Origin of the sequence: Kluyvera intermedia (genome assembly GCF_021440345.1) — a bacterium.
In the GTDB taxonomy this organism is placed as follows: Bacteria; Pseudomonadota; Gammaproteobacteria; order Enterobacterales; family Enterobacteriaceae; genus Kluyvera; species Kluyvera intermedia_A.
Map to the genome: position 1 here is coordinate 1 of NZ_JAKCNS010000083.1, position 20,397 is coordinate 20,397.

The following is a 20,397-nucleotide window of genomic DNA, read 5'->3' on the forward strand; positions in this document are numbered from 1 at the left end:
TGGTGCGAGGGGGGGGACTCGAACCCCCACATCCTAAGGACACTAACACCTGAAGCTAGCGCGTCTACCAATTCCGCCACCTTCGCACAGTGCGAGCGATATAACGTGGTTTATGGTGCGAGGGGGGGGACTCGAACCCCCACATCCTAAGGACACTAACACCTGAAGCTAGCGCGTCTACCAATTCCGCCACCTTCGCATACCATCGACACTTAAAAAGTATCGTTACCACGGAGGCGCATTCTAGTGGTTTTACGCTTGACGTCAATAGTTAATTATAGGTCGATGCACAATTGCTGCAAAAAACGGCGATTACATCGATTTACAGGCCGGATATCAGCGTATTCGCGGTATCCGGCCTGTAGATTAGGCTTTTTTCGCCTGGCGGGTCATGATGGCGCGATAGACTTTGAAGCGCCCGGTCTGGGCGATAACTTCATGGAAACCAAACATTTCATCCAGTATTGCCGGATACGGCAGGAAGGCGTTGGCCACGATGCGCAGTTCACCGCCGCTGTTCAGGTGGCGTACTGCGCCACGGATCAGCGTTTGTGCTGCATCCAGGCTGGTTTGCATGCCATCATGGAACGGTGGGTTGGAAATAATCATGTCGAAACGACCGTTTATCTCAGAGAAGACGTTGCTGGCGAAAACCTCACCTTCAATGCCGTTTGCGGCCAAAGTCGCGCGGCTCGCTTCGACCGCTGGGGCGCTCACGTCGCACAGCGTCAGGCGGACTTTCGGTGAATGGCTTGCCAGTGATACCGCGAGCACACCCGCGCCACAGCCGACATCCAGCACCTTGCCTTTGCTATGCGGGGTCAACGTGGAAAGCAGCAGTTGGCTACCTACATCCAGACCATCACGGCTGAAGACGCCAGGCAGAGTCTTGATAGTCAGATCGCCCTGAGCGTATTCGCCCCAGAATGCTTCAGCATCAAACGTTGGCTGTTTTTCCAGGCGGCCGTGATACAGGCCACAGCGACGGGCGCTGTCAACTTTGTTGAGCGGGGCGTATTCTGCCAGCATCTGCTCAGCACTACGTACGCCGCTACGGTTTTCACCGACCACGAAAATATCCGTGCCAACCGGCAGCAGGGACAAAATATTCATCAGCTGGAACTGTGCTTCCGGCTTGTTTTTCGGCCAGTAGTAAATGAACGTATCGCTGTCCGCCACATCTCCCGCTTCGGCGACGAGGCTAAAACGGACATTGTCATTCATCTGGCGACTCAGTACCTGCCAGTGGTGGTATTGCTGGGTATGCGCGCGGCTAGCCGCGGTTTCCAGACGAGCGGGCAGGTCATCCTGCAAATCGCCGGCAAAGAAAATACGGCTCTGTTCGAAATCATCACTGTGGCGCAGCAAGACTTCACTTGCCGGGGTAAAAGCAGACATGAATTATTCCTCAATAAACTTAAGCGGCGATTATACACGTCATCCTTCAAGTTGCCTCTACGTTGGCTGCACTCTTTCACCCCAGCTATGTACTTAGGTACGCTTGTGGGGATTCCTCGCTTGCCGCCTTGATGCCACTCGAATGATTTTGTGTATGTAGTGTGTCATTGGCGCAGTTTCGATGAATTTGCTATATTTGCGCCCTTGATAGACAGGAGCGTTTCACATGACATCCCGGCGAGACTGGCAATTACAACAGTTGGGTATTACCCAGTGGTCACTGCACCGCCCCGGGGCGCTACAGGGTGAGATCGCCATTACGCTCCCACAGCACGTCCGTTTAGTGATGGTTGGCGAAGCGCTACCCGCGCTGACGGAGCCATTAATGAGCGATATTCTACGCGCCCTATGTCTCACTCCTGACCAGGTTTTACCGCTGACGCCAGACCGTGTCGCCATGCTGCCGCAGGGCAGTCGATGCCATTGCTGGCATCTTGGCAACCAGGCTTCCGCTACTCTGGAAGGCGTAGTGCTTACGACGCCTCCTTTTAATGAACTGCAAGCCAGTGCGCCAGCGCGCGCCGCGCTTTGGCAACAAATTTGTGCCCATGAACACGATTTCTATCCTCAGCACGACTGATTTACCTCGCGCCTTTCACATTGAAAAGCGTGCCCATGCGTTTCCCTGGAGTGAACAAACTTTTGCCAGCAATCAGGGCGAACGCTATCTGAACCTCCAGATGTCAGTCGATGGCGAGATGGCGGCCTTTGCCATTACGCAGATAGTGCTGGATGAAGCGACGCTGTTTAATATTGCGGTCGATCCGGACTATCAGCGCCGGGGCTTGGGGCGTGAGCTGCTTGAACATCTCATCGATACCTTAGAAGCGCGTGGCGTAGTGACGTTATGGCTCGAAGTTCGCGCATCAAACCATGCGGCCATCGCTCTGTATGAGAGTTTAGGCTTTAACGAAGCGACCATTCGTCGCAACTATTATCCCACGGCGGAAGGTCGTGAGGATGCCATCATTATGGCGCTGCCGATCAGTATGTAAGACAAGGTGAAAAGATGATGAAGTGGGACTGGATTTTCTTCGATGCCGACGAAACGCTGTTTACGTTTGACTCGTTTAGCGGCTTACAGCGGATGTTTCTCGACTACAGCGTGACTTTTACCGCGGAAGATTTTCAGGATTACCAGGCGGTAAATAAACCGCTGTGGGTGGACTACCAGAATGGCGCGATTACTTCGCTCCAGCTTCAGCATCAGCGTTTTACCGGTTGGGCGGAACGTTTGAACGTGCATCCAGGCGATCTTAACGACGCTTTTATGAACGCGATGGCCGAGATTTGCGCCCCGCTACCGGGGGCGGTATCGTTGCTGAACGCCCTGCAGGGTAAGGTGAAAATGGGCATTATCACCAACGGCTTTACCTCACTGCAGCAGACGCGTCTCGAGCGCACCGGCCTGCGCGATCATTTTGATCTGCTTATTATTTCTGAGGAAGTGGGCGTGGCGAAACCGGATCGTCGGATCTTCGACTATACCCTTGAGCAAGCCGGTCATTCAGACCGTTCTCGCGTGTTAATGGTGGGGGACACCGCCGAGTCTGATATTCGCGGTGGCATGAACGCCGGTTGGGCAACCTGCTGGCTGAACGCGCATCAACGCCCGTTGCCAGAGGGTATCAAGCCTGACTGGACGGTGACGTCATTGCCTGAACTGGAGTTACTCCTGTGTAAACAGTGATTGCCAGCCCCCCATTGATGGGTAAAATAGCCGCAATTTTCTCGTATTCAACATGCGTGGTGCATTGCCACGTTTACTAAGAAGAATGAATTATGACGTTGTCTCCTTATCTGCAAGAGGTGGCTAAGCGCCGCACTTTTGCCATTATTTCTCACCCGGATGCCGGTAAAACGACGATCACTGAAAAGGTACTGTTATTCGGACAGGCTATTCAGACCGCCGGGACAGTCAAAGGCCGTGGCTCCAGCCAGCATGCGAAATCTGACTGGATGGAAATGGAAAAACAGCGTGGGATCTCCATTACCACGTCCGTAATGCAGTTCCCGTATCACGACTGTCTGGTGAACCTGCTGGATACCCCAGGGCACGAAGACTTCTCGGAAGATACCTACCGTACTCTGACCGCGGTCGACTGCTGCCTGATGGTTATCGATGCCGCAAAAGGCGTTGAAGATCGTACCCGTAAGCTGATGGAAGTGACCCGTCTGCGTGATACGCCGATCCTGACCTTCATGAACAAACTTGACCGTGACATCCGTGATCCAATGGAAGTGCTGGATGAAGTGGAGCGTGAGCTGAAAATCGGCTGCGCGCCAATCACCTGGCCGATTGGCTGCGGCAAGCTGTTCAAAGGCGTTTACCACCTCTATAAAGATGAAACCTATCTTTATCAGACCGGTAAAGGCCACACCATCCAGGAAGTGCGCATTGTTAAAGGTCTGAACAACCCGGATCTGGATGCGGCGGTCGGTGAAGATCTGGCTCAGCAGCTGCGTGATGAGCTGGAACTGGTTCAGGGCGCGTCCAACGAGTTCGACAAAGAGCTGTTCCTGGCCGGTGAAATCACCCCGGTATTCTTCGGGACCGCGCTGGGTAACTTCGGCGTTGACCATATGCTGGACGGTTTAGTGGAGTGGGCTCCGGCGCCGATGCCGCGCCGCACTGACACTCGTCTGGTCGAAGCGCAGGATGAGAAATTCACCGGCTTCGTCTTTAAAATTCAGGCCAACATGGACCCAAAACACCGCGACCGCGTGGCGTTTATGCGTGTGGTGTCTGGCAAATATGAAAAAGGCATGAAGCTGCGCCAGGTGCGTATCGGTAAAGATGTGGTGATTTCCGACGCGCTGACCTTTATGGCGGGCGACCGTTCGCACGTTGAAGAAGCCTACCCAGGCGACATCATCGGCCTGCATAACCACGGCACCATCCAGATTGGCGACACCTTTACCCAAGGCGAGATGATGAAGTTCACCGGGATCCCGAACTTCGCACCAGAGCTGTTCCGTCGTATTCGCCTCAAAGATCCGCTGAAGCAGAAACAGCTGCTGAAAGGGCTGGTTCAGCTGTCAGAAGAGGGTGCAGTACAGGTATTCCGTCCAATCGCCAACAACGATCTGATCGTGGGTGCGGTAGGTGTGCTGCAGTTTGACGTGGTGGTTGCGCGTCTTAAAAGCGAATACAACGTTGAAGCTATCTACGAATCCGTTAACGTCGCGACTGCCCGCTGGGTTGAGAGCAAAGACGTGAAGAAATTCGAAGAGTTTAAACGTAAAAACGAAATTCAACTGGCGCTGGATGGCGGCGATAATCTGACGTATATCGCCCCGACCATGGTGAACCTGAATCTGACTCAGGAGCGTTATCCTGAAGTTGAGTTCCGCAAAACCCGCGAGCACTAATCTTCTCTCAGAGCACGGCGCCCGCCGTGCTCTGCCTTCTTTATTTTCGTCTTGCCCCCAACAGATTGTTCTTAATTGTCAGCACTTACAACGCAACGGCCCGATTTTTGGCCTAGGCTCTTATCTGTAACATAAAGAAAACATGATGACTTGTTGGTTCGACAGCAGGGTCGGCACGTACGGGTAAAGGAGAATCATATGTTTCGTTGGGGCATTATCTTTCTGGTTATCGCGTTGATTGCCGCCGCTTTGGGTTTTGGTGGTTTGGCGGGGGCAGCAGCGGGCGCGGCAAAAATTGTGTTTGTCGTCGGTCTAATCTTGTTCCTGGTCAGCCTGTTCATGGGGCGTAAGCGTCCTTAGCAATTTGTTCTGTCACAGCAACCACGTCTAAGTCAGCGCCAGTGCGCTGACTTTTTTTATGTATTCCTCTGCGGCTGTGCTTTACGATAATCCTATTGTGACCCACAACCGGCGAGGCGCGTGTGACCTACCGTTTTATCGATACTCACTGTCATTTTGATTTTCCGCCTTTCACCGATAATGAAGCGGCAAGCCTTATGCAAGCCGCGCTTGCCGGGGTTGATAAGATTATTGTTCCGGCGGTTGAAGCGGAACGCTTTGCGCAAGTTATGGCGCTCGCCGCATCTCACGCCCCGCTGTATGCCGCGCTGGGGCTGCACCCGATAGTTGTCGAACGCCATGACGAACAGAGTCTGGAACAGCTGGAAATGCATCTCGCAGCGAAACCAGAAAAGCTGGTGGCGATGGGAGAAATCGGCCTGGATCTGTATCGGGAAAACCCGCAGTTTGAGCGCCAGCAGTTCCTGCTGGACGCGCAACTGCAATTGGCAAAACGCTATGATCTACCGGTTATCCTGCATTCGCGGCGAACTCACGATAAGCTGGCGCTGCACCTGAAGCGGCACAATTTACCGAGAACCGGCGTGATACATGGCTTTGCTGGCAGCCTGCAGCAGGCCGAGCGCTTTGTGCAACTGGGCTACAAAATTGGCGTCGGTGGCACGATATCTTACCCCCGCGCGAGTAAAACCCGTGACGTGATGGCGCGATTGCCTCTGGAGGCGCTGGTGCTGGAGACCGATGCTCCCGATATGCCGCTGAATGGTTTTCAGGGACAACCGAACCGCCCGGAGCGGGTTGCCGACGTATTTACCCATCTGTGTGCTTTGCGCGATGAGCCACCGGAGCAAATTGCGCAAGCCCTGCACGACAATACCTATGCACTCTTTTCAAACTTGTAGGGTGACTTAGATCTCATTATCAATTATTAACCTCTTTCTCTTGCGTTAAACCTGTGACATTGGCTGAAAAAGATAATTTCGTGACGTTATAATCGCCGCGTTGTTCTGCCGTAATTATCATGTTTTTCAATACACAGGGACTCTGTATGCAAATCCTCATGGGACTTATTGGCATGGTGGTGCTGCTCGCCATTGCCTTACTACTCTCCAGTAATCGTAAAGCGATTAATCTCCGAACCGTGTTGGGGGCCTGGCTACTGCAGGTCGGCATCGGCGCGCTAATTCTCTATGTTCCCGCCGGGCGGAAAGTACTGCTGGCGATGTCCGAAGGCGTTGCCAATGTTATTGCTTACGGCAACGAAGGTATTGGCTTCCTCTTCGGCGGTCTGGTTTCCGATAAGATGTTCGAGGTGTTTGGCGGCGGCGGCTTTGTGTTTGCGCTGCGCGTCCTGCCGGTTATCGTCTTCTTCTCCTCGCTGATTGCCGTGCTGTACTACCTCGGCATCATGCAGTTTGTGATTCGTATTTTGGGCGGCGCGCTGCGTGCAGTACTGAAAACCTCACGGACGGAATCGCTCTCGGCCACGGCGAATATCTTCGTCGGCCAGACGGAAGCACCATTGGTGGTGCGCCCGTATATTGCGACCATGACCCGTTCTGAGCTGTTTGCCGTCATGTGCGGCGGCCTTGCGTCGGTGGCCGGCTCCGTGCTGGCGGGCTATGCGCAGATGGGTGTCCCGCTGGAGTATCTGATTGCAGCTTCGTTTATGGCGGCACCGGGCGGGCTGCTGTTTGCCAAAATCATCGTGCCGGAAACGGAAACGCCGCATGATTCGCCATCGCTTGAAAAGAATCAAAAAGATGCGGATGCACCGGCAAACGTGCTGGACGCTGCGGCATCGGGTGCGGCTTCAGGGATGCAGCTGGCGCTAAACGTTGGGGCAATGCTGCTGGCATTTATCGCGCTGATTGCTCTGCTGAACGGTATTCTTTCCGGCGTTGGCGGCTGGTTTAACTATCCGGATCTGTCGCTGCAGCTGATTTTGGGCTGGGTCTTCTCGCCGCTGGCGTGGGTCATTGGCGTGCCGTGGAGCGAAGCGACGGTAGCGGGCTCCTTTATCGGTCAGAAGTTGGTTATCAACGAATTCGTGGCTTACATGAACTTCGGTGAATACCTGAAGGCTGATGCGGACGTCGCGGCAGCAGGGCTGCAGGTGATTTCCAACCACACGAAAGCGATTATCTCTTTCGCACTGTGTGGTTTTGCTAACTTCTCTTCAATAGCCATTTTGATCGGTGGTTTGGGCAGTATGGCACCGAATCGCCGTCAGGAAATTGCCCAGCTGGGTATGAAAGCTGTCGCGGCAGGGACGCTCTCCAACCTGATGAGCGCCACTATCGCCGGCGTATTCCTCGCCCTATAAGTACAGCGCCGGAGGGATAATTCTCGTTATCCCTCCGGCCTGCAGCGCCTGGCTGACAGCCTCAATATCCTGCGGCCCGGCGCTGCGCCATGTTTTTGCCTCTCCGTAAACTCCGTGAGCGTGAAATGCGTTAAGTCGCACGGGAATTTCACCCAGCCCGGCAATAAATTCGCTTAACGCGACAGATTCTTGCAGATAATCCGTCTGCTCTGGGATCACCAGCAGCCGCAGTTCGCTCAACATTCCCTGCTGCGCCAGCCATTGGATGCTTTGTTTGATACGGGCATTACTTTTTCCCGTGAGGGCAAGGTGATGGGCATTATCCCATGACTTCAAGTCCACCATCACGCCATCACACAACGGGTGCAGCTTTTCCCAGCCGGTTATCGGTAATTCGCCGTTACTGTCGACCAGACACGTCAGATGCCTGAGTTCCGGCGTTTCCTTGATGCGCTGGAACAGCGCGCAGATAAACGGTAGCTGGGTGGTGGCCTCGCCGCCGCTAACGGTAATGCCCTCAATAAACGGCGCGACTTTATTTATCTGCTGGATAATCTGTTCCACGCTCATGACCTGTGCCATGGGCGTGGCCTGCTGCGGACACAGATGCAGGCAGGTATCACACTGCTGGCAGACATCCGATTGCCACTGTACTTTCCCTTCACTCAAGCTCAGCGCCTGATGGGGGCACTGGGGAACGCACTCACCGCAGTCGTTGCAGCGCCCCATGGTCCACGGGTTATGGCAATTCTTGCAGCGTAGATTGCAGCCCTGCAGAAACAGGGCCAGGCGGCTGCCCGGCCCGTCGACGCAGGAAAAGGGGATGATTTTACTGACTAAAGCGCATCTGCTGTTCATGGCTTACTACACGAGGTTGACGTTCCAGGATACGAGTGTTGCGGGCGGCTTCTTCACCTAACCACGTGGTATTGGTACGTGAACCTTCCGCGCGATATTTCTCCAGGTCGGACAGGCGCACCATATAGCCGGTGACGCGTACCAAATCGTTGCCGCTGACATTGGCGCTGAACTCGCGCATCCCGACCTTGAACGCGCCCAGACACAGTTGCATAACGGCCTGCGGGTTACGCTTCACCGTTTCATCAAGGGTCAGGATGTCGCTGATCCCCGCCGCATAGTGCGCGTGGTGCGGTGCCACGGCGAGCAGATGGGTTATTGGGTCAGGCTCGTCGCCGTAAGGCAGACGTGCGCCCGGTGTGGTGCCTATATCCGAACTGATCCCCGACTGCGCATGCAGTAACGCACGCTGCTGCCAACCGTATTGTACCGGCGTGCGGGCGACAAAATCTGCCAGCTCGGCGCTGATACGGTAGGCAAGCTGGTTGGCCTGTTCGTCCTTGCCGTAGCGAGCCTCGATGCCCTCACGTTCACACAAAACGTTGACGGCTTCGGCCAGCGAATAGATGCCAAACATCGGGACAAATCGGTCTGGGTCGATCAACCCTTCGCTCACCAGGAAGCTATTCTCAAAGAAGTGAGATTGCTCATAGAGGAAACGGCAGCGCGCATCAATGATGTCGGTTTGTAGCTGGCAGTAGTGCGGCAACTGGTGGCTGAAAAAATCCTCGATAGAGCGGCTGCGCAGGGCAACCTGCTGCAAATTCATGCGTACTAGCGTGCTCCCGCCGCCAGCGACCGGCAGTGAGTTGTAACAGCTGACGATGCCATATTGGCCTTTTGTGAAAATTTTATCATTTAGTGGCCCGTTAGCAATGTGCGGTTTACTGCACTCACAAATATTTTGTGCCACCTGAAGCAGTAAATCTTCAGGCGTAATTTCCGGATCGTAGATAAAAGTTAGATTCGGCGCAACCTGCTTCAATTCGGCTTCTGCGCGTAAAACAGCGCGGGTGATAGGCGTGTCGTGTGGCCCAATGTTGACGTGGGTAAAGGCATCCGGCAGCGTGCGATCGAGATAGCGCCAGAAACGTTTTATTCGAATATCGATTTCATTTTGTGTTAGAATTCTAACATATGGTGACAGCAGCTCATCAAGATGACCGAGATAGACCGGCATCGCGGTGACGGAAGGGACGTGGTGATACAGGATGGTGAGCAGTGAAAGCGCGTCATCCAGGTCCTGGGCACCTTCCAGCTCCAGCCATTCGGAGCCGTTTGCCAGGAAGCGAGCGTAGTCCGGCAGGACGTAGCGCGGTTTATAAGGCGCGTGTCCTTCAAACATATCGCAGATAACGCCGTCGGCTAGCGCAGCCTGAGCGACCTCTGAAATCTCAGGGTACGGTAAGGCGTTTTCGGCCTCTAAGGCCAGAAAATGGCGTTTCTGTTCCGGAGTTAATACGGAGCTTGTCACAATTTGCTGGCAGTGTTGCAGCAGCGGTGAATCAATCGATGTTGGCATGTTCGGTTCCTCAGACGAGCGATGCGAGAAGTGTATGAAAAGCGATGCGGCGATCCTTTGATCCCAGCGGCTGAATGGGCGTTTTTATTCGCACCTTTACGGCTAAAGTTTGAAGTGTGTCGCGTTGTTGTAATGCAAATTTGTACGAAGTTTTCACTAAGTGTGATGAAAGTCGAAGTGTGAGCGCGGGGCGGTGTTACAATAGTCACAGACCCGCAAGGTAACGATTTACACGGCACAGTGCCGTCGGAGAGAAAAATGACTGATTTAAAGGCAAGCAGCCTGCGTGCGCTGCAGTTGATGGACTTAACTACCCTGAATGAAGACGACACCGATGCGAAAGTTATCGCCCTGTGTCATCAGGCAAAAACGCCGGTTGGCAACACTGCCGCGGTCTGCATCTATCCGCGTTTCATTCCGATTGCGCGTAAAACGCTGAACGAGCAGGGTACGCCGAACATCCGTATCGCCACCGTCACCAACTTCCCGCACGGTAACGACGACATTGATATTGCGCTGGCAGAAACCCGCGCGGCTATCGCCTACGGTGCTGACGAAGTTGACGTTGTATTCCCATACCGTGCGCTGATTGCGGGTAATGAGCAGATTGGTTTTGATCTGGTTAAAGCCTGTAAAGAAGCCTGTGCGGCGGCAAACGTTCTGCTGAAAGTGATCATCGAAACCGGTGAGCTGAAAGAAGAAGCGCTGATTCGTAAAGCATCTGAAATCTCTATCAAAGCTGGCGCTGATTTCATTAAAACCTCTACCGGTAAAGTTCCGGTCAACGCAACCCCGGAAAGCGCGCGCATCATGATGGAAGTGATTCGTGATATGGGCGTAGAAAAAACCGTAGGCTTCAAACCGGCGGGCGGCGTTCGTACCGCTGAAGACGCGCAGCTGTTCCTGTCTATCGCTGATGAACTGTTCGGCGCTGACTGGGCTGACTCCCGCCACTACCGCTTTGGCGCATCTTCCCTGCTGGCAAGCCTGCTGAAAGCGCTGGGCCACGGCGACGGTAAAAGCGCAAGCAGCTACTAAGTCGGCATGTTCGACGGGTGCACCCTCACCCTAACCCTCTCCTCGGATGGAGAGGGCGAAAACCGGGTAACGTGATGACAAAAAATCATGTCATGCGCTTCCCTCTCCCGGGTCGGGAGAGGGCCAGGATGAGGGTTAACACCCCAGCCTCGCTATTAACTTCATAGGAGGGTACCTTGTTTCTCGCTCAAGAAATTATTCGTAAAAAACGTGATGGTCAGGCACTGAGTGATGAGGAAATTCGTTTCTTTATCAACGGTATTCGCGATAACACCATCTCTGAAGGGCAGATTGCAGCCCTGGCGATGACCATTTTCTTCCATGATATGAGCATGCCGGAGCGTGTCTCGCTGACCATGGCGATGCGGGATTCGGGCACCGTCCTTGACTGGAAAAGCCTCAACCTGAACGGCCCAATTGTCGACAAGCACTCCACCGGCGGCGTCGGTGACGTTACCTCTCTGATGCTTGGCCCGATGGTGGCAGCCTGCGGCGGCTATATTCCGATGATCTCCGGTCGCGGCCTCGGCCATACCGGCGGTACGCTCGACAAACTGGAAGCGATTCCGGGCTTCGACATCTTCCCGGACGACAACCGTTTCCGCGAAATTATTAAAGACGTGGGTGTGGCGATTATTGGGCAAACCAGCTCGCTGGCACCGGCGGACAAACGTTTTTATGCCACCCGCGACATTACCGCGACCGTGGACTCCATCCCGCTGATTACAGCCTCTATTCTGGCTAAAAAACTGGCCGAAGGCCTGGATGCGCTGGTGATGGATGTGAAAGTGGGTAGCGGCGCCTTTATGCCAACCTACGAACTGTCTGCAGCGCTGGCTGAAGCGATCGTCGGCGTTTCTAACGGTGCGGGCGTGCGGACAACCGCATTGCTGACCGACATGAACCAGGTGCTGGCATCCAGCGCGGGTAACGCCGTTGAAGTTCGCGAAGCGGTGCAATTCCTGACCGGTGAATACCGTAACCCACGTCTGTTCGACGTCACCATGGCGCTGTGCGTGGAAATGCTGATCTCCGGTAACCTGGCGAAAGACGACGCTGAAGCGCGCGCTAAGCTGCAGGCGGTACTGGATAACGGCAAAGCGGCTGACATCTTCGGCCGTATGGTCGCGGCACAGAAAGGCCCGACTGATTTCGTTGAAAACTATGCGAAATATCTGCCAACGGCGATGCTCAGCAAAGCAGTCTATGCTGATACCGAAGGCTTTGTGAGTGCAATGGACACCCGTGCACTGGGAATGGCAGTGGTTTCGATGGGTGGCGGTCGTCGCCAGGCATCTGACACCATTGATTACAGCGTCGGCTTCACCGACATGGCGCGTCTGGGCGACAGCGTTGACGGACAACGTCCGCTGGCAATCATCCACGCGAAAGACGAAGCCAGCTGGCAGGACGCGGCGAAAGCCGTCAAAGCGGCAATTAAACTGGACGACAAAGCGCCTGAAATTACGCCGACCGTCTATCGTCGCATCACCGAATAGTTATATACTGATCTGATCGCTTTTTTGCAGCGCAAGATGTATGGAGAACAAGATGAAACGTGCATTTATTATGGTGCTGGACTCCTTTGGGATTGGTGCAACGGAAGACGCTGACCGCTTTGGTGATGTCGGCGCAGATACCATGGGCCACATTGCAGAAGCCTGCGCCAAAGGCGAGGCTGACAAAGGTCGTAAGGGCCCGCTGAATTTGCCTAACCTGACTCGTCTGGGTCTGGTGAAAGCGCATGAAGGTTCAACCGGTAAAATTGCTGCCGGCATGGACGGCAAGGCAGACGTTATTGGTGCATACGGTTGGGCGCACGAGCTCTCTTCCGGTAAAGACACCCCATCAGGTCACTGGGAAATCGCCGGCGTACCGGTTTTGTTCGACTGGGGCTATTTCAGCGACCACCAGAACAGCTTCCCGCAGGAGCTGCTGGATAAACTGGTTAAACGTGCCAATCTGCCGGGTTATCTCGGTAACTGTCACTCTTCCGGTACCGTCATTCTGGACGAACTGGGCGAAGAGCATATGAAAACCGGCAAGCCGATTTTCTATACCTCCGCTGACTCCGTGTTCCAGATTGCCTGCCACGAAGAAACCTATGGTCTGGATAAACTTTACGAGCTGTGTGAAATCGCCCGTGAAGAGCTGACCGAAGGTGGCTACAACATTGGCCGCGTGATCGCGCGTCCGTTTGTGGGCGACAAAGCGGGTAACTTCCAGCGTACCGGTAACCGCCACGATCTGGCCGTTGAACCGCCAGCGGCGACCGTTCTGCAGAAACTGGTTGATGAAAAACATGGCCACGTGGTTTCTGTCGGTAAAATTGCCGATATCTACGCCAACTGCGGCATCACTAAAAAAGTGAAAGCGACCGGCCTGGATGCGCTGTTTGACGCCACCATCAAAGAGATGAAAGAAGCCGGTGACGAGACTATTGTCTTCACCAACTTCGTGGATTTCGACTCTTCCTGGGGCCACCGTCGCGATATCGCGGGCTATGCTGCCGGTCTTGAGCTGTTCGACCGCCGTCTGCCTGAACTGATGGAGCTGGTGGGTGAGGATGACATTCTGATCCTGACCGCCGACCACGGCTGTGACCCAAGCTGGCCAGGTACTGACCACACCCGTGAGCACATTCCGGTGCTGGTTTACGGCCCGAAAGTGAAAGCAGGCTCTTTGGGACACCGTGAAACCTTCGCGGATATCGGCCAGACGCTGGCGAGCTACTTCGGTACCTCACCAATGGCGTACGGTAAAAATATGCTGTGATACCCGTTGTCTTTCGCGCTGCAGATGCGTTGACTTCATTCGCTCACCCCGGTCACATAGTGAATCTATGCTCCCGGGGATCCTCGAATTCGTCGCCTTCCTGCAACGCGAAACTCTTAGGGTATTCTTCTCAATTTTAATAAGGATAAATTGATGGCAACTCCACATATTAACGCAGAAATGGGTGATTTCGCTGACGTAGTTTTGATGCCTGGCGACCCGCTGCGTGCTAAGCACATTGCTGAGACTTTCCTCGAAGATGTTCGTGAAGTAAACAACGTTCGCGGCATGTTAGGTTTCACCGGTACTTACAAAGGCCGTAAAATTTCCGTGATGGGCCACGGTATGGGTATCCCATCCTGCTCTATCTACACCAAAGAGCTGATCACCGACTTTGGCGTAAAGAAAATCATCCGCGTGGGTTCCTGTGGCGCAGTTCGCGCTGACGTGAAACTGCGTGATGTGGTTATCGGCATGGGTGCGTGCACCGATTCCAAAGTAAACCGTCTGCGTTTCAAAGATCACGATTTCGCGGCTATCGCTGACTACGGCATGGTACGTGATGCGGTTGATGCAGCCAAAGCGCTGGGCGTTGACGCTCGCGTCGGCAACATCTTCTCCGCCGATCTGTTCTATACGCCGGATCCAACCATGTTCGACGTGATGGAAAAATACGGCATTCTGGGCGTGGAAATGGAAGCGGCTGGTATCTACGGCGTTGCGGCTGAGTTCGGTGCGAAAGCGCTGACAATCTGCACCGTGTCTGACCATATCCGTACTCACGAGCAGACCACTGCCGCTGAACGTCAGACGACGTTCAACGATATGATCAAAATTGCGCTGGAATCTGTCCTGCTGGGCGATAAAGCGTAAGTATTGTGTTGCCCGGTAGCGCTATGCTTACCGGGCTGGCAAGTCTGAATATTGCCGGAGAAGGCGTAGTTGCTCTCCGGCAATTTATTAGCGTACGGCCCCCGCAATCCACACTGACAGTTCCCGCAGCTCGCTTTCCTGTTCCGGAAAATCAGCCATCAACGCTTCGCAGGTTTTCTGCAACACATCAGAACGGTACTGACAGCCTTGTAAACGCTCGGCAAGCGCCTCCAGCGGGGCAGGGTTCAGGCTATCGGTAAACGCCTGCGTACGCGTGATTAGCCCTTTCTCAACGTCGAAATGCAGCTCTACGCCGCCCCAGGTGAAGCGCTCATCCAGCAGATGTGAAAATGCCGGCGCCTGACCGAAGTTCCACTCCCAGCTACTCTGGCGAGCGAAGGTTTCCGCGAAGTTAGGCAGATCCGGCGCTTTATCGGGAGAGATAATCTCCGCCTCGACGCGCTCGCCGTAATGCTGGAAGAACGCTTCGGTGACGGCCTCGCAAATTTGCTCGTGGGTGATCTCTGGCAAAAGCTCGACCAGATTTGCCACGCGGCCGCGTACGGAGGTTATCCCCTTAGCCTGTAGCTTCTTCTTATCCGGATTGAGATAGTTAGCCAGACGGCTAAGGTCGGCATTTAGCAGCAGGGTACCGTGGTGGAAACCGCGATCTTTGGTTTCGCGATAGGCTGAACCAGAGACCTTACGTTCCCCCTCTTCGGTTTTGACGATCAGATCGTTACGCCCGGAAGCCTCGGCGCTGATCCCAAGAGAATTCAACGCTTCCAGCACAATAGAAGTGGAGATGGTTTTGTCATATTCTGGTTTACCCGCCATAAAGGTAAAACAGGTATTCCCGAGATCGTGGAACACCGCGCCACCGCCGCTGCTTCGGCGTGCCAGACGAACATTGTCCTCCTCCATACGTCGGGTATTACACTCCTTCCATGGGTTCTGCGCCCGGCCGATGACCACGGTATCGGCATTACGCCATAGAAAGAGTACTCGCTGGGTCGCGGGCATTTGGCGAAAAATACACTCTTCGACGGCGAGGTTAAACCACGGATCGTGAGAGTCTGAAAGCAGCAGGCGCAGCGTTGACATAGCGATTTCCTTTTCTGATTAATCTTTATCTTCGTCCTGAACCGGCTTATTGGCGGTGAGCAGGAATGGTGACTGCTGCCAACGTGTGCGTTTCCCGCGCAGCAGCGTGCGGGCCAGCACCACGCCAATCGCCAGTGACAGCAGCAGCATCAGGCGTAAAATATTGGTGGTATTATCCACCTGTCCGGATTCGGTGGCGATGGTGTGGGTGTCCAGCGTCAGGCGAAGATAACCCAGCGGGCCATTTTTCCCCTGAATCGGTTCGACAATCTGCTGATTGAAGTAGCTGCCGGCTTTTTTGCCGTCCAGCGCCAGACGATCGCGGAGATCGACCTGTTCGCCTGCGCGTGCAATGAGATCGCCTTGTTCATCGTAAACCCCAGCATCAAGAATGCGGCTTTTACCGGTGAGTTGCTTAAGCAAATTGCCGATCTTTTTCTCGTCCGGCGTTTCGCTTTTCATCATGGGTGCCAGGTTCAGCGAGACCTGATAAGCCAACGTTCTCGCAAGTTCTTCGAGCTGAGGATTTCGCTGTTTCTGGCTTTGTTGACTGAACCAGGACGCACCCTGCATCAGAGCGACCAGCAGGGCGAGGCATATCAGAACAATCGCGGTGCGATGCAATCGAAATTTCAGTTTTGCGCGAACCATATTCCACCTTTGAAAATTTACAGCTTAATGTTGCCAGAAGCGCTGGTTACAAGGTAGCCTCATGCGTTATTTTCCTGGGCTTAATAGAGAAGATTGGAGCTGTAATGCCAAACAGTTTGACCTGGTGCGACCTGCCTGAAGATGTCTCCTTGTGGCCTGGGTTGCCGCTTTCGCTTAGCGGCGATGAAGTCATGCCGCTGGATTATCACGCTGGGCGCAGCGGCTGGCTGCTGTATGGCCGCGGCCTCAACAAAGATCGCCTAACCACTTACCAACGTAAACTGGGTGCCGCTATGGTGATCGTAGCAGCCTGGTGCGTTGAAGACTATCAGGTGATTCGTCTGGCGGGATCATTAACGCCTAGAGCCACGCGCCTGGCGCATGAGGCCGGGCTGGATGTGGCTCCGTTGGGCAAAATACCGCACCTGCGTACGCCGGGTCTACTGGTGATGGATATGGATTCCACGGCGATTCAGATCGAATGCATCGATGAAATTGCCAAGCTGGCGGGGACCGGTGAACTGGTCTCTGAAGTGACAGAGCGCGCGATGCGAGGCGAATTGGACTTTAGTGCCAGCCTGCGCCAACGCGTGGCGACGCTTAAAGATGCCGACGCCAATATTTTGCGCCAGGTGCGCGACACGTTGCCACTCATGCCGGGGTTAACCCAACTGGTTCTTAAACTAGAAACGCTGGGCTGGAAAGTGGCGATTGCTTCCGGCGGATTCACCTTCTTTGCCGAATACCTGCGCGATAAACTACGTTTGACCGCAGCGGTTGCCAATGAACTGGGTATCCGTGATGGCAAGCTGACGGGAGAAGTGGTTGGCGATATCGTTGATGCGCAGTACAAAGCCAAAACGCTGCTCGAGCTGGCTGAAAAACATGAAATCATCCACGCGCAGACGGTAGCGATTGGTGATGGTGCGAACGATCTGCCGATGATCAAAACGGCCGGTCTGGGAATTGCGTATCATGCCAAACCGAAAGTGAATGAACAGACGGAAGTGACTATCCGTCATGCCGATTTGATGGGGGTATTTTGTATCCTCTCCGGCAGCCTGAATCAGAAATAAAGAGGTTAACGTGGCGAAAGCTCCTAAACGCGCATTTGTCTGTAATGAGTGCGGTGCGGATTACCCTCGTTGGCAGGGGCAATGCAGCGCCTGTCAGGCCTGGAATACCATCACCGAAGTGCGCGTTGCGGCTTCTCCAACGGTCGCACGTAATGAACGCCTGAGCGGTTATGCGGGTAATGCGGGCGTCGCGAAGGTGCAAAAACTGTCAGACATTAGTCTGGAAGAGCTGCCGCGTTTTTCTACCGGTTTTAAAGAATTCGATCGCGTATTGGGCGGCGGTGTGGTGCCTGGCAGCGCGATTCTTATTGGCGGTAACCCTGGCGCTGGTAAATCAACGCTGCTGCTGCAAACCCTGTGCAAACTAGGCGAACAGATGAAAACGCTGTACGTCACCGGGGAAGAGTCGCTGCAACAGGTGGCTATGCGAGCACATCGTCTTGGCCTGCCAACCGCTAACCTGAATATGCTTTCGGAAACCAGCATTGAACAGATTTGCCTGATTGCTGAGGAAGAGCAGCCGAAGCTGATGGTTATTGACTCCATCCAGGTGATGCATATGGCGGATATCCAGTCATCGCCCGGCAGTGTCGCGCAGGTGCGTGAGACAGCCGCTTATCTGACGCGCTTTGCCAAAACGCGCGGCGTGGCGATTGTGATGGTTGGCCACGTAACCAAAGACGGCTCGCTGGCCGGGCCGAAGGTGCTGGAACACTGCATCGACTGTTCTGTGCTGCTTGATGGCGATGCTGATTCCCGTTTCCGTACCCTGCGTAGCCATAAGAACCGTTTTGGCGCGGTGAATGAACTTGGTGTCTTCGCCATGACTGAGCAGGGGCTGCGCGAAGTCAGTAATCCGTCCGCCATCTTCCTGAGCCGTGGTGACGAAGTGACTTCCGGCAGTTCGGTGATGGTGGTTTGGGAAGGAACGCGACCGCTACTGGTAGAGATTCAGGCGCTGGTGGATCAATCGATGATGGCGAACCCAAGGCGTGTAGCCGTGGGGCTTGAGCAGAACCGTCTGGCGATTCTGCTGGCGGTGTTGCATCGTCATGGCGGCCTGCAGATGTCGGATCAGGATGTGTTTGTTAATGTCGTGGGCGGCGTGAAAGTCACTGAAACCAGTGCTGACCTGGCATTGCTGCTAGCGATGGTCTCCAGCCTGCGCGATAGACCTCTGCCGCACGATCTGGTGGTATTTGGTGAAGTCGGGCTGGCCGGTGAAATACGTCCTGTACCAAGCGGACAGGAGCGTATTTCGGAAGCGGCGAAGCATGGTTTCCGTCGGGCGATTGTCCCGGCCGCTAACGTACCGAAGAAACTTCCGGAAGGGATGCAGGTATTTGGCGTGAAGAAACTCTCTGATGCGCTCGGCGTATTTGACGACTTATACTGATAAATTCCGGCGTTGCTGAGTAGCGTCGAACATATTAGCCCGGATAGTGCGATGAGTACTTCCGGGTTTTTTGTATAATGGGTACATGGTTTACCCCAATTTTTTGCAGGAGGCTCTTGTGTCATCGTTTGACTATCTTAAAACCGCAATCCGTCAGAAAGGCTGCACGTTACAGCAGGTCGCTGACGCTAGCGGCATGACCAAGGGCTATTTAAGCCAGCTTCTGAACGCCAAAATTAAAAGTCCCAGCGCGCAAAAGCTGGAAGCATTACATCGCTTTCTGAATCTGGAATTTCCGCGTCAGCAGAAAAATATTGGCGTGGTATTTGGTAAATTCTATCCCCTGCATACGGGGCATATTTATCTTATTCAGCGTGCCTGTAGTCAGGTCGACGAACTGCATATCATCATGGGTTATGACGATACGCGCGACCGTGCGTTGTTTGAAGAGAGCGCCATGTCGCAGCAGCCAACCGTATCGGATCGCCTGCGCTGGCTATTACAGACCTTCAAATATCAGAAAAATATCCGTATTCATGCCTTCAATGAAGAGGGGATGGAACCGTATCCGCATGGCTGGGACGTGTGGAGCGCGGGGATAAAAAACTTTATGGAAGAGAAGGGGATTCAGCCTAACTGGATTTACAGCTCAGAAGAGGCGGATGCACCGCAGTACCTTGAACATCTGGGCGTTGAAACAGTGCTGATTGATCCGAAACGTACGTTTATGAATATCAGCGGTGCGCAGATTCGTGAGAACCCGTTCCGTTATTGGGATTATATTCCAACGGAAGTGAAACCGTTCTTTGTGCGCACGGTGGCGATTCTTGGCGGTGAGTCTAGCGGTAAATCGACGTTGGTGAACAAGCTGGCGAATATATTCAATACCACCAGTGCGTGGGAATATGGCCGTGACTATGTATTTTCTCATCTTGGCGGTGACGAGATGGCGCTGCAATATTCTGACTATGACAAAATCGCTCTTGGCCATGCGCAATATATCGATTTTGCAGTAAAGTACGCTAACAAGGTGGCTTTTATTGATACTGACTTTGTCAGTACGCAGGCATTTTGTAAGAAGTATGAAGGACGTGAACATCCTTTTGTTCAGGCATTGATTGATGAATATCGTTTTGACCTGGTCATTTTGCTTGAGAACAACACGCCATGGATCGCGGACGGGTTACGCAGCTTGGGGAGTTCGGTTGATCGCAAAGAGTTCCAGACGCTGCTGGTATCTATGCTTGAGAAGAACAACATTGAGTTTGCGCATGTTGAAGAGTCAGATTACGACTCGCGGTTCCTGCGCTGTGTCGAATTGGTTAGGGAATTGATGGGGGATTGACCGGATAAGGGCTTTTTCTGAGGGGAAAGTCCTTTGTATATCTCGCTGGCTATTTTTATTTTATCTTTATTATATTTACTTTGATCATCGGTTGTTTGTATTTCATCTGTTTTATTAATATTTATATTTTATTAATAAAGAATTATTCATTTTCATCACGCATCCAATCTAATAATTTCTTATTATGATTTAGTTAAATTAACAAATATTTTTAATTTAACTAAATCATATAGGCTACGAAAT

At 53.6% G+C, this 20,397-nt stretch carries 19 protein-coding genes and 2 tRNA genes; 14 read left to right on the forward strand and 7 right to left on the reverse strand.

Going from position 1 to position 20,397, the window contains the following annotated elements; genetic code table 11:
* The 3 genes from LZ634_RS19385 to rsmC form a co-directional block, all read right to left on the reverse strand.
* A tRNA-Leu gene (locus LZ634_RS19385) sits at positions 1-86 on the reverse strand.
* A 27-nt stretch (positions 87-113) separates the two neighbouring features.
* A tRNA-Leu gene (locus tag LZ634_RS19390) sits at positions 114-199 on the reverse strand.
* 167 nt (positions 200-366) lie between these two features.
* Positions 367-1,398, reverse strand: a complete 1,032-nt coding sequence (gene rsmC / locus LZ634_RS19395; RefSeq protein ID WP_234508132.1) for a 16S rRNA (guanine(1207)-N(2))-methyltransferase RsmC — start codon at positions 1,396-1,398, stop codon at positions 367-369.
* A gap of 226 nt (positions 1,399-1,624) precedes the next feature.
* Here rsmC and LZ634_RS19400 point away from each other — a divergent pair, with 226 nt between their 5' ends.
* From LZ634_RS19400 to LZ634_RS19430, 7 genes are all read left to right on the forward strand, one after another.
* Complete coding sequence (locus LZ634_RS19400) at positions 1,625-2,038, forward strand: DNA polymerase III subunit psi (RefSeq protein ID WP_234508134.1); 414 nt, start codon at positions 1,625-1,627, stop codon at positions 2,036-2,038.
* Positions 2,007-2,453, forward strand: coding sequence for a ribosomal protein S18-alanine N-acetyltransferase (gene rimI, locus LZ634_RS19405; RefSeq protein WP_234508136.1), 447 nt, complete (start codon positions 2,007-2,009; stop codon positions 2,451-2,453). The genes LZ634_RS19400 and rimI overlap by 32 nt, the downstream gene beginning before the upstream one ends.
* Positions 2,454-2,470: 17 nt before the next feature.
* Positions 2,471-3,148, forward strand: a complete 678-nt coding sequence (yjjG, locus tag LZ634_RS19410) for a pyrimidine 5'-nucleotidase (protein ID WP_234508166.1) — start codon at positions 2,471-2,473, stop codon at positions 3,146-3,148.
* A gap of 92 nt (positions 3,149-3,240) precedes the next feature.
* Positions 3,241-4,830, forward strand: a complete 1,590-nt coding sequence (gene prfC / locus LZ634_RS19415; protein WP_234508138.1) for a peptide chain release factor 3 — start codon at positions 3,241-3,243, stop codon at positions 4,828-4,830.
* Positions 4,831-5,028: 198 nt separating this feature from the next.
* Positions 5,029-5,190 (forward strand): DUF1328 family protein, encoded by a 162-nt coding sequence (locus LZ634_RS19420; protein ID WP_234508140.1) that lies wholly within the window; start codon positions 5,029-5,031, stop codon positions 5,188-5,190.
* Between the two features lie 122 nt (positions 5,191-5,312).
* Complete coding sequence (locus tag LZ634_RS19425) at positions 5,313-6,092, forward strand: TatD family hydrolase (protein ID WP_234508141.1); 780 nt, start codon at positions 5,313-5,315, stop codon at positions 6,090-6,092.
* A 146-nt stretch (positions 6,093-6,238) separates the two neighbouring features.
* Positions 6,239-7,516, forward strand: coding sequence for a NupC/NupG family nucleoside CNT transporter (locus tag LZ634_RS19430; RefSeq protein WP_234508144.1), 1,278 nt, complete (start codon positions 6,239-6,241; stop codon positions 7,514-7,516).
* Here LZ634_RS19430 and LZ634_RS19435 read toward each other — a convergent pair.
* A complete protein-coding gene (locus LZ634_RS19435) occupies positions 7,511-8,374 on the reverse strand; it encodes a YjjW family glycine radical enzyme activase (protein WP_234508146.1) in 864 nt (287 codons plus the stop codon). The genes LZ634_RS19430 and LZ634_RS19435 overlap by 6 nt on opposite strands.
* Positions 8,346-9,896 carry a YjjI family glycine radical enzyme gene (locus tag LZ634_RS19440; protein ID WP_234508147.1) on the reverse strand — a complete coding sequence of 517 codons (1,551 nt, stop codon included), beginning with the start codon at positions 9,894-9,896 and terminating at the stop codon, positions 8,346-8,348. The genes LZ634_RS19435 and LZ634_RS19440 overlap by 29 nt, the downstream gene beginning before the upstream one ends.
* 258 nt (positions 9,897-10,154) lie before the next feature.
* Between LZ634_RS19440 and deoC the strand changes: the two genes are divergently transcribed.
* From deoC to deoD, 4 genes are all read left to right on the forward strand, one after another.
* The gene (gene deoC / locus LZ634_RS19445) at positions 10,155-10,934 is read left to right on the forward strand and encodes a deoxyribose-phosphate aldolase (protein WP_234508149.1); all 780 of its coding nucleotides are present in this window, start codon (positions 10,155-10,157) and stop codon (positions 10,932-10,934) included.
* Positions 10,935-11,110: 176 nt separating this feature from the next.
* Positions 11,111-12,433: a thymidine phosphorylase gene (gene deoA / locus LZ634_RS19450; RefSeq protein ID WP_234508151.1), complete on the forward strand. Its 1,323-nt coding sequence runs from the start codon at positions 11,111-11,113 to the stop codon at positions 12,431-12,433.
* A 52-nt stretch (positions 12,434-12,485) separates the two neighbouring features.
* Positions 12,486-13,709: a phosphopentomutase gene (deoB, locus tag LZ634_RS19455; protein ID WP_234508152.1), complete on the forward strand. Its 1,224-nt coding sequence runs from the start codon at positions 12,486-12,488 to the stop codon at positions 13,707-13,709.
* A 153-nt stretch (positions 13,710-13,862) separates the two neighbouring features.
* Complete coding sequence (gene deoD, locus LZ634_RS19460) at positions 13,863-14,582, forward strand: purine-nucleoside phosphorylase (RefSeq protein WP_234508154.1); 720 nt, start codon at positions 13,863-13,865, stop codon at positions 14,580-14,582.
* 87 nt (positions 14,583-14,669) lie between these two features.
* Here deoD and lplA read toward each other — a convergent pair whose 3' ends face one another.
* Positions 14,670-15,686 carry a lipoate--protein ligase LplA gene (lplA, locus tag LZ634_RS19465; RefSeq protein WP_234508156.1) on the reverse strand — a complete coding sequence of 339 codons (1,017 nt, stop codon included), beginning with the start codon at positions 15,684-15,686 and terminating at the stop codon, positions 14,670-14,672.
* Between the two features lie 18 nt (positions 15,687-15,704).
* Positions 15,705-16,337, reverse strand: a complete 633-nt coding sequence (locus LZ634_RS19470) for a YtjB family periplasmic protein (RefSeq protein WP_234508158.1) — start codon at positions 16,335-16,337, stop codon at positions 15,705-15,707.
* A 104-nt stretch (positions 16,338-16,441) separates the two neighbouring features.
* On the opposite strand from LZ634_RS19470, the gene serB reads away from it, so the two are divergent.
* The 3 genes from serB to nadR all read left to right on the forward strand — a co-directional run bounded on the left by serB (position 16,442) and on the right by nadR (position 20,154).
* Positions 16,442-17,413, forward strand: a complete 972-nt coding sequence (gene serB, locus LZ634_RS19475; RefSeq protein WP_234508160.1) for a phosphoserine phosphatase — start codon at positions 16,442-16,444, stop codon at positions 17,411-17,413.
* A gap of 10 nt (positions 17,414-17,423) precedes the next feature.
* Positions 17,424-18,809: a DNA repair protein RadA gene (gene radA / locus LZ634_RS19480; RefSeq protein ID WP_234508162.1), complete on the forward strand. Its 1,386-nt coding sequence runs from the start codon at positions 17,424-17,426 to the stop codon at positions 18,807-18,809.
* Positions 18,810-18,927: 118 nt separating this feature from the next.
* The gene (gene nadR, locus LZ634_RS19485; protein WP_234508164.1) at positions 18,928-20,154 is read left to right on the forward strand and encodes a multifunctional transcriptional regulator/nicotinamide-nucleotide adenylyltransferase/ribosylnicotinamide kinase NadR; all 1,227 of its coding nucleotides are present in this window, start codon (positions 18,928-18,930) and stop codon (positions 20,152-20,154) included.
* The last annotated feature ends 243 nt before the right edge of the window (positions 20,155-20,397 follow it).

What these genes read in the sequence shown, in the direction of transcription:
- prfC (WP_234508138.1), top strand. Translation starts at nt 3,241, where the DNA reads ATGACGTTGTCTCCTTATCTGCAAGAGGTGGCTAAGCGCCGCACTTTT.
- LZ634_RS19470 (WP_234508158.1), bottom strand. Translation starts at nt 16,337, where the DNA reads ATGGTTCGCGCAAAACTGAAATTTCGATTGCATCGCACCGCGATTGTT.
- rsmC (WP_234508132.1), bottom strand. Translation starts at nt 1,398, where the DNA reads ATGTCTGCTTTTACCCCGGCAAGTGAAGTCTTGCTGCGCCACAGTGAT.
- rimI (WP_234508136.1), top strand. Translation starts at nt 2,007, where the DNA reads ATGAACACGATTTCTATCCTCAGCACGACTGATTTACCTCGCGCCTTT.
- serB (WP_234508160.1), top strand. Translation starts at nt 16,442, where the DNA reads ATGCCAAACAGTTTGACCTGGTGCGACCTGCCTGAAGATGTCTCCTTG.
- LZ634_RS19430 (WP_234508144.1), top strand. Translation starts at nt 6,239, where the DNA reads ATGCAAATCCTCATGGGACTTATTGGCATGGTGGTGCTGCTCGCCATT.
- LZ634_RS19440 (WP_234508147.1), bottom strand. Translation starts at nt 9,896, where the DNA reads ATGCCAACATCGATTGATTCACCGCTGCTGCAACACTGCCAGCAAATT.
- LZ634_RS19435 (WP_234508146.1), bottom strand. Translation starts at nt 8,374, where the DNA reads ATGAACAGCAGATGCGCTTTAGTCAGTAAAATCATCCCCTTTTCCTGC.
- deoB (WP_234508152.1), top strand. Translation starts at nt 12,486, where the DNA reads ATGAAACGTGCATTTATTATGGTGCTGGACTCCTTTGGGATTGGTGCA.
- deoD (WP_234508154.1), top strand. Translation starts at nt 13,863, where the DNA reads ATGGCAACTCCACATATTAACGCAGAAATGGGTGATTTCGCTGACGTA.
- LZ634_RS19420 (WP_234508140.1), top strand. Translation starts at nt 5,029, where the DNA reads ATGTTTCGTTGGGGCATTATCTTTCTGGTTATCGCGTTGATTGCCGCC.
- LZ634_RS19400 (WP_234508134.1), top strand. Translation starts at nt 1,625, where the DNA reads ATGACATCCCGGCGAGACTGGCAATTACAACAGTTGGGTATTACCCAG.
- lplA (WP_234508156.1), bottom strand. Translation starts at nt 15,686, where the DNA reads ATGTCAACGCTGCGCCTGCTGCTTTCAGACTCTCACGATCCGTGGTTT.
- deoC (WP_234508149.1), top strand. Translation starts at nt 10,155, where the DNA reads ATGACTGATTTAAAGGCAAGCAGCCTGCGTGCGCTGCAGTTGATGGAC.
- yjjG (WP_234508166.1), top strand. Translation starts at nt 2,471, where the DNA reads ATGAAGTGGGACTGGATTTTCTTCGATGCCGACGAAACGCTGTTTACG.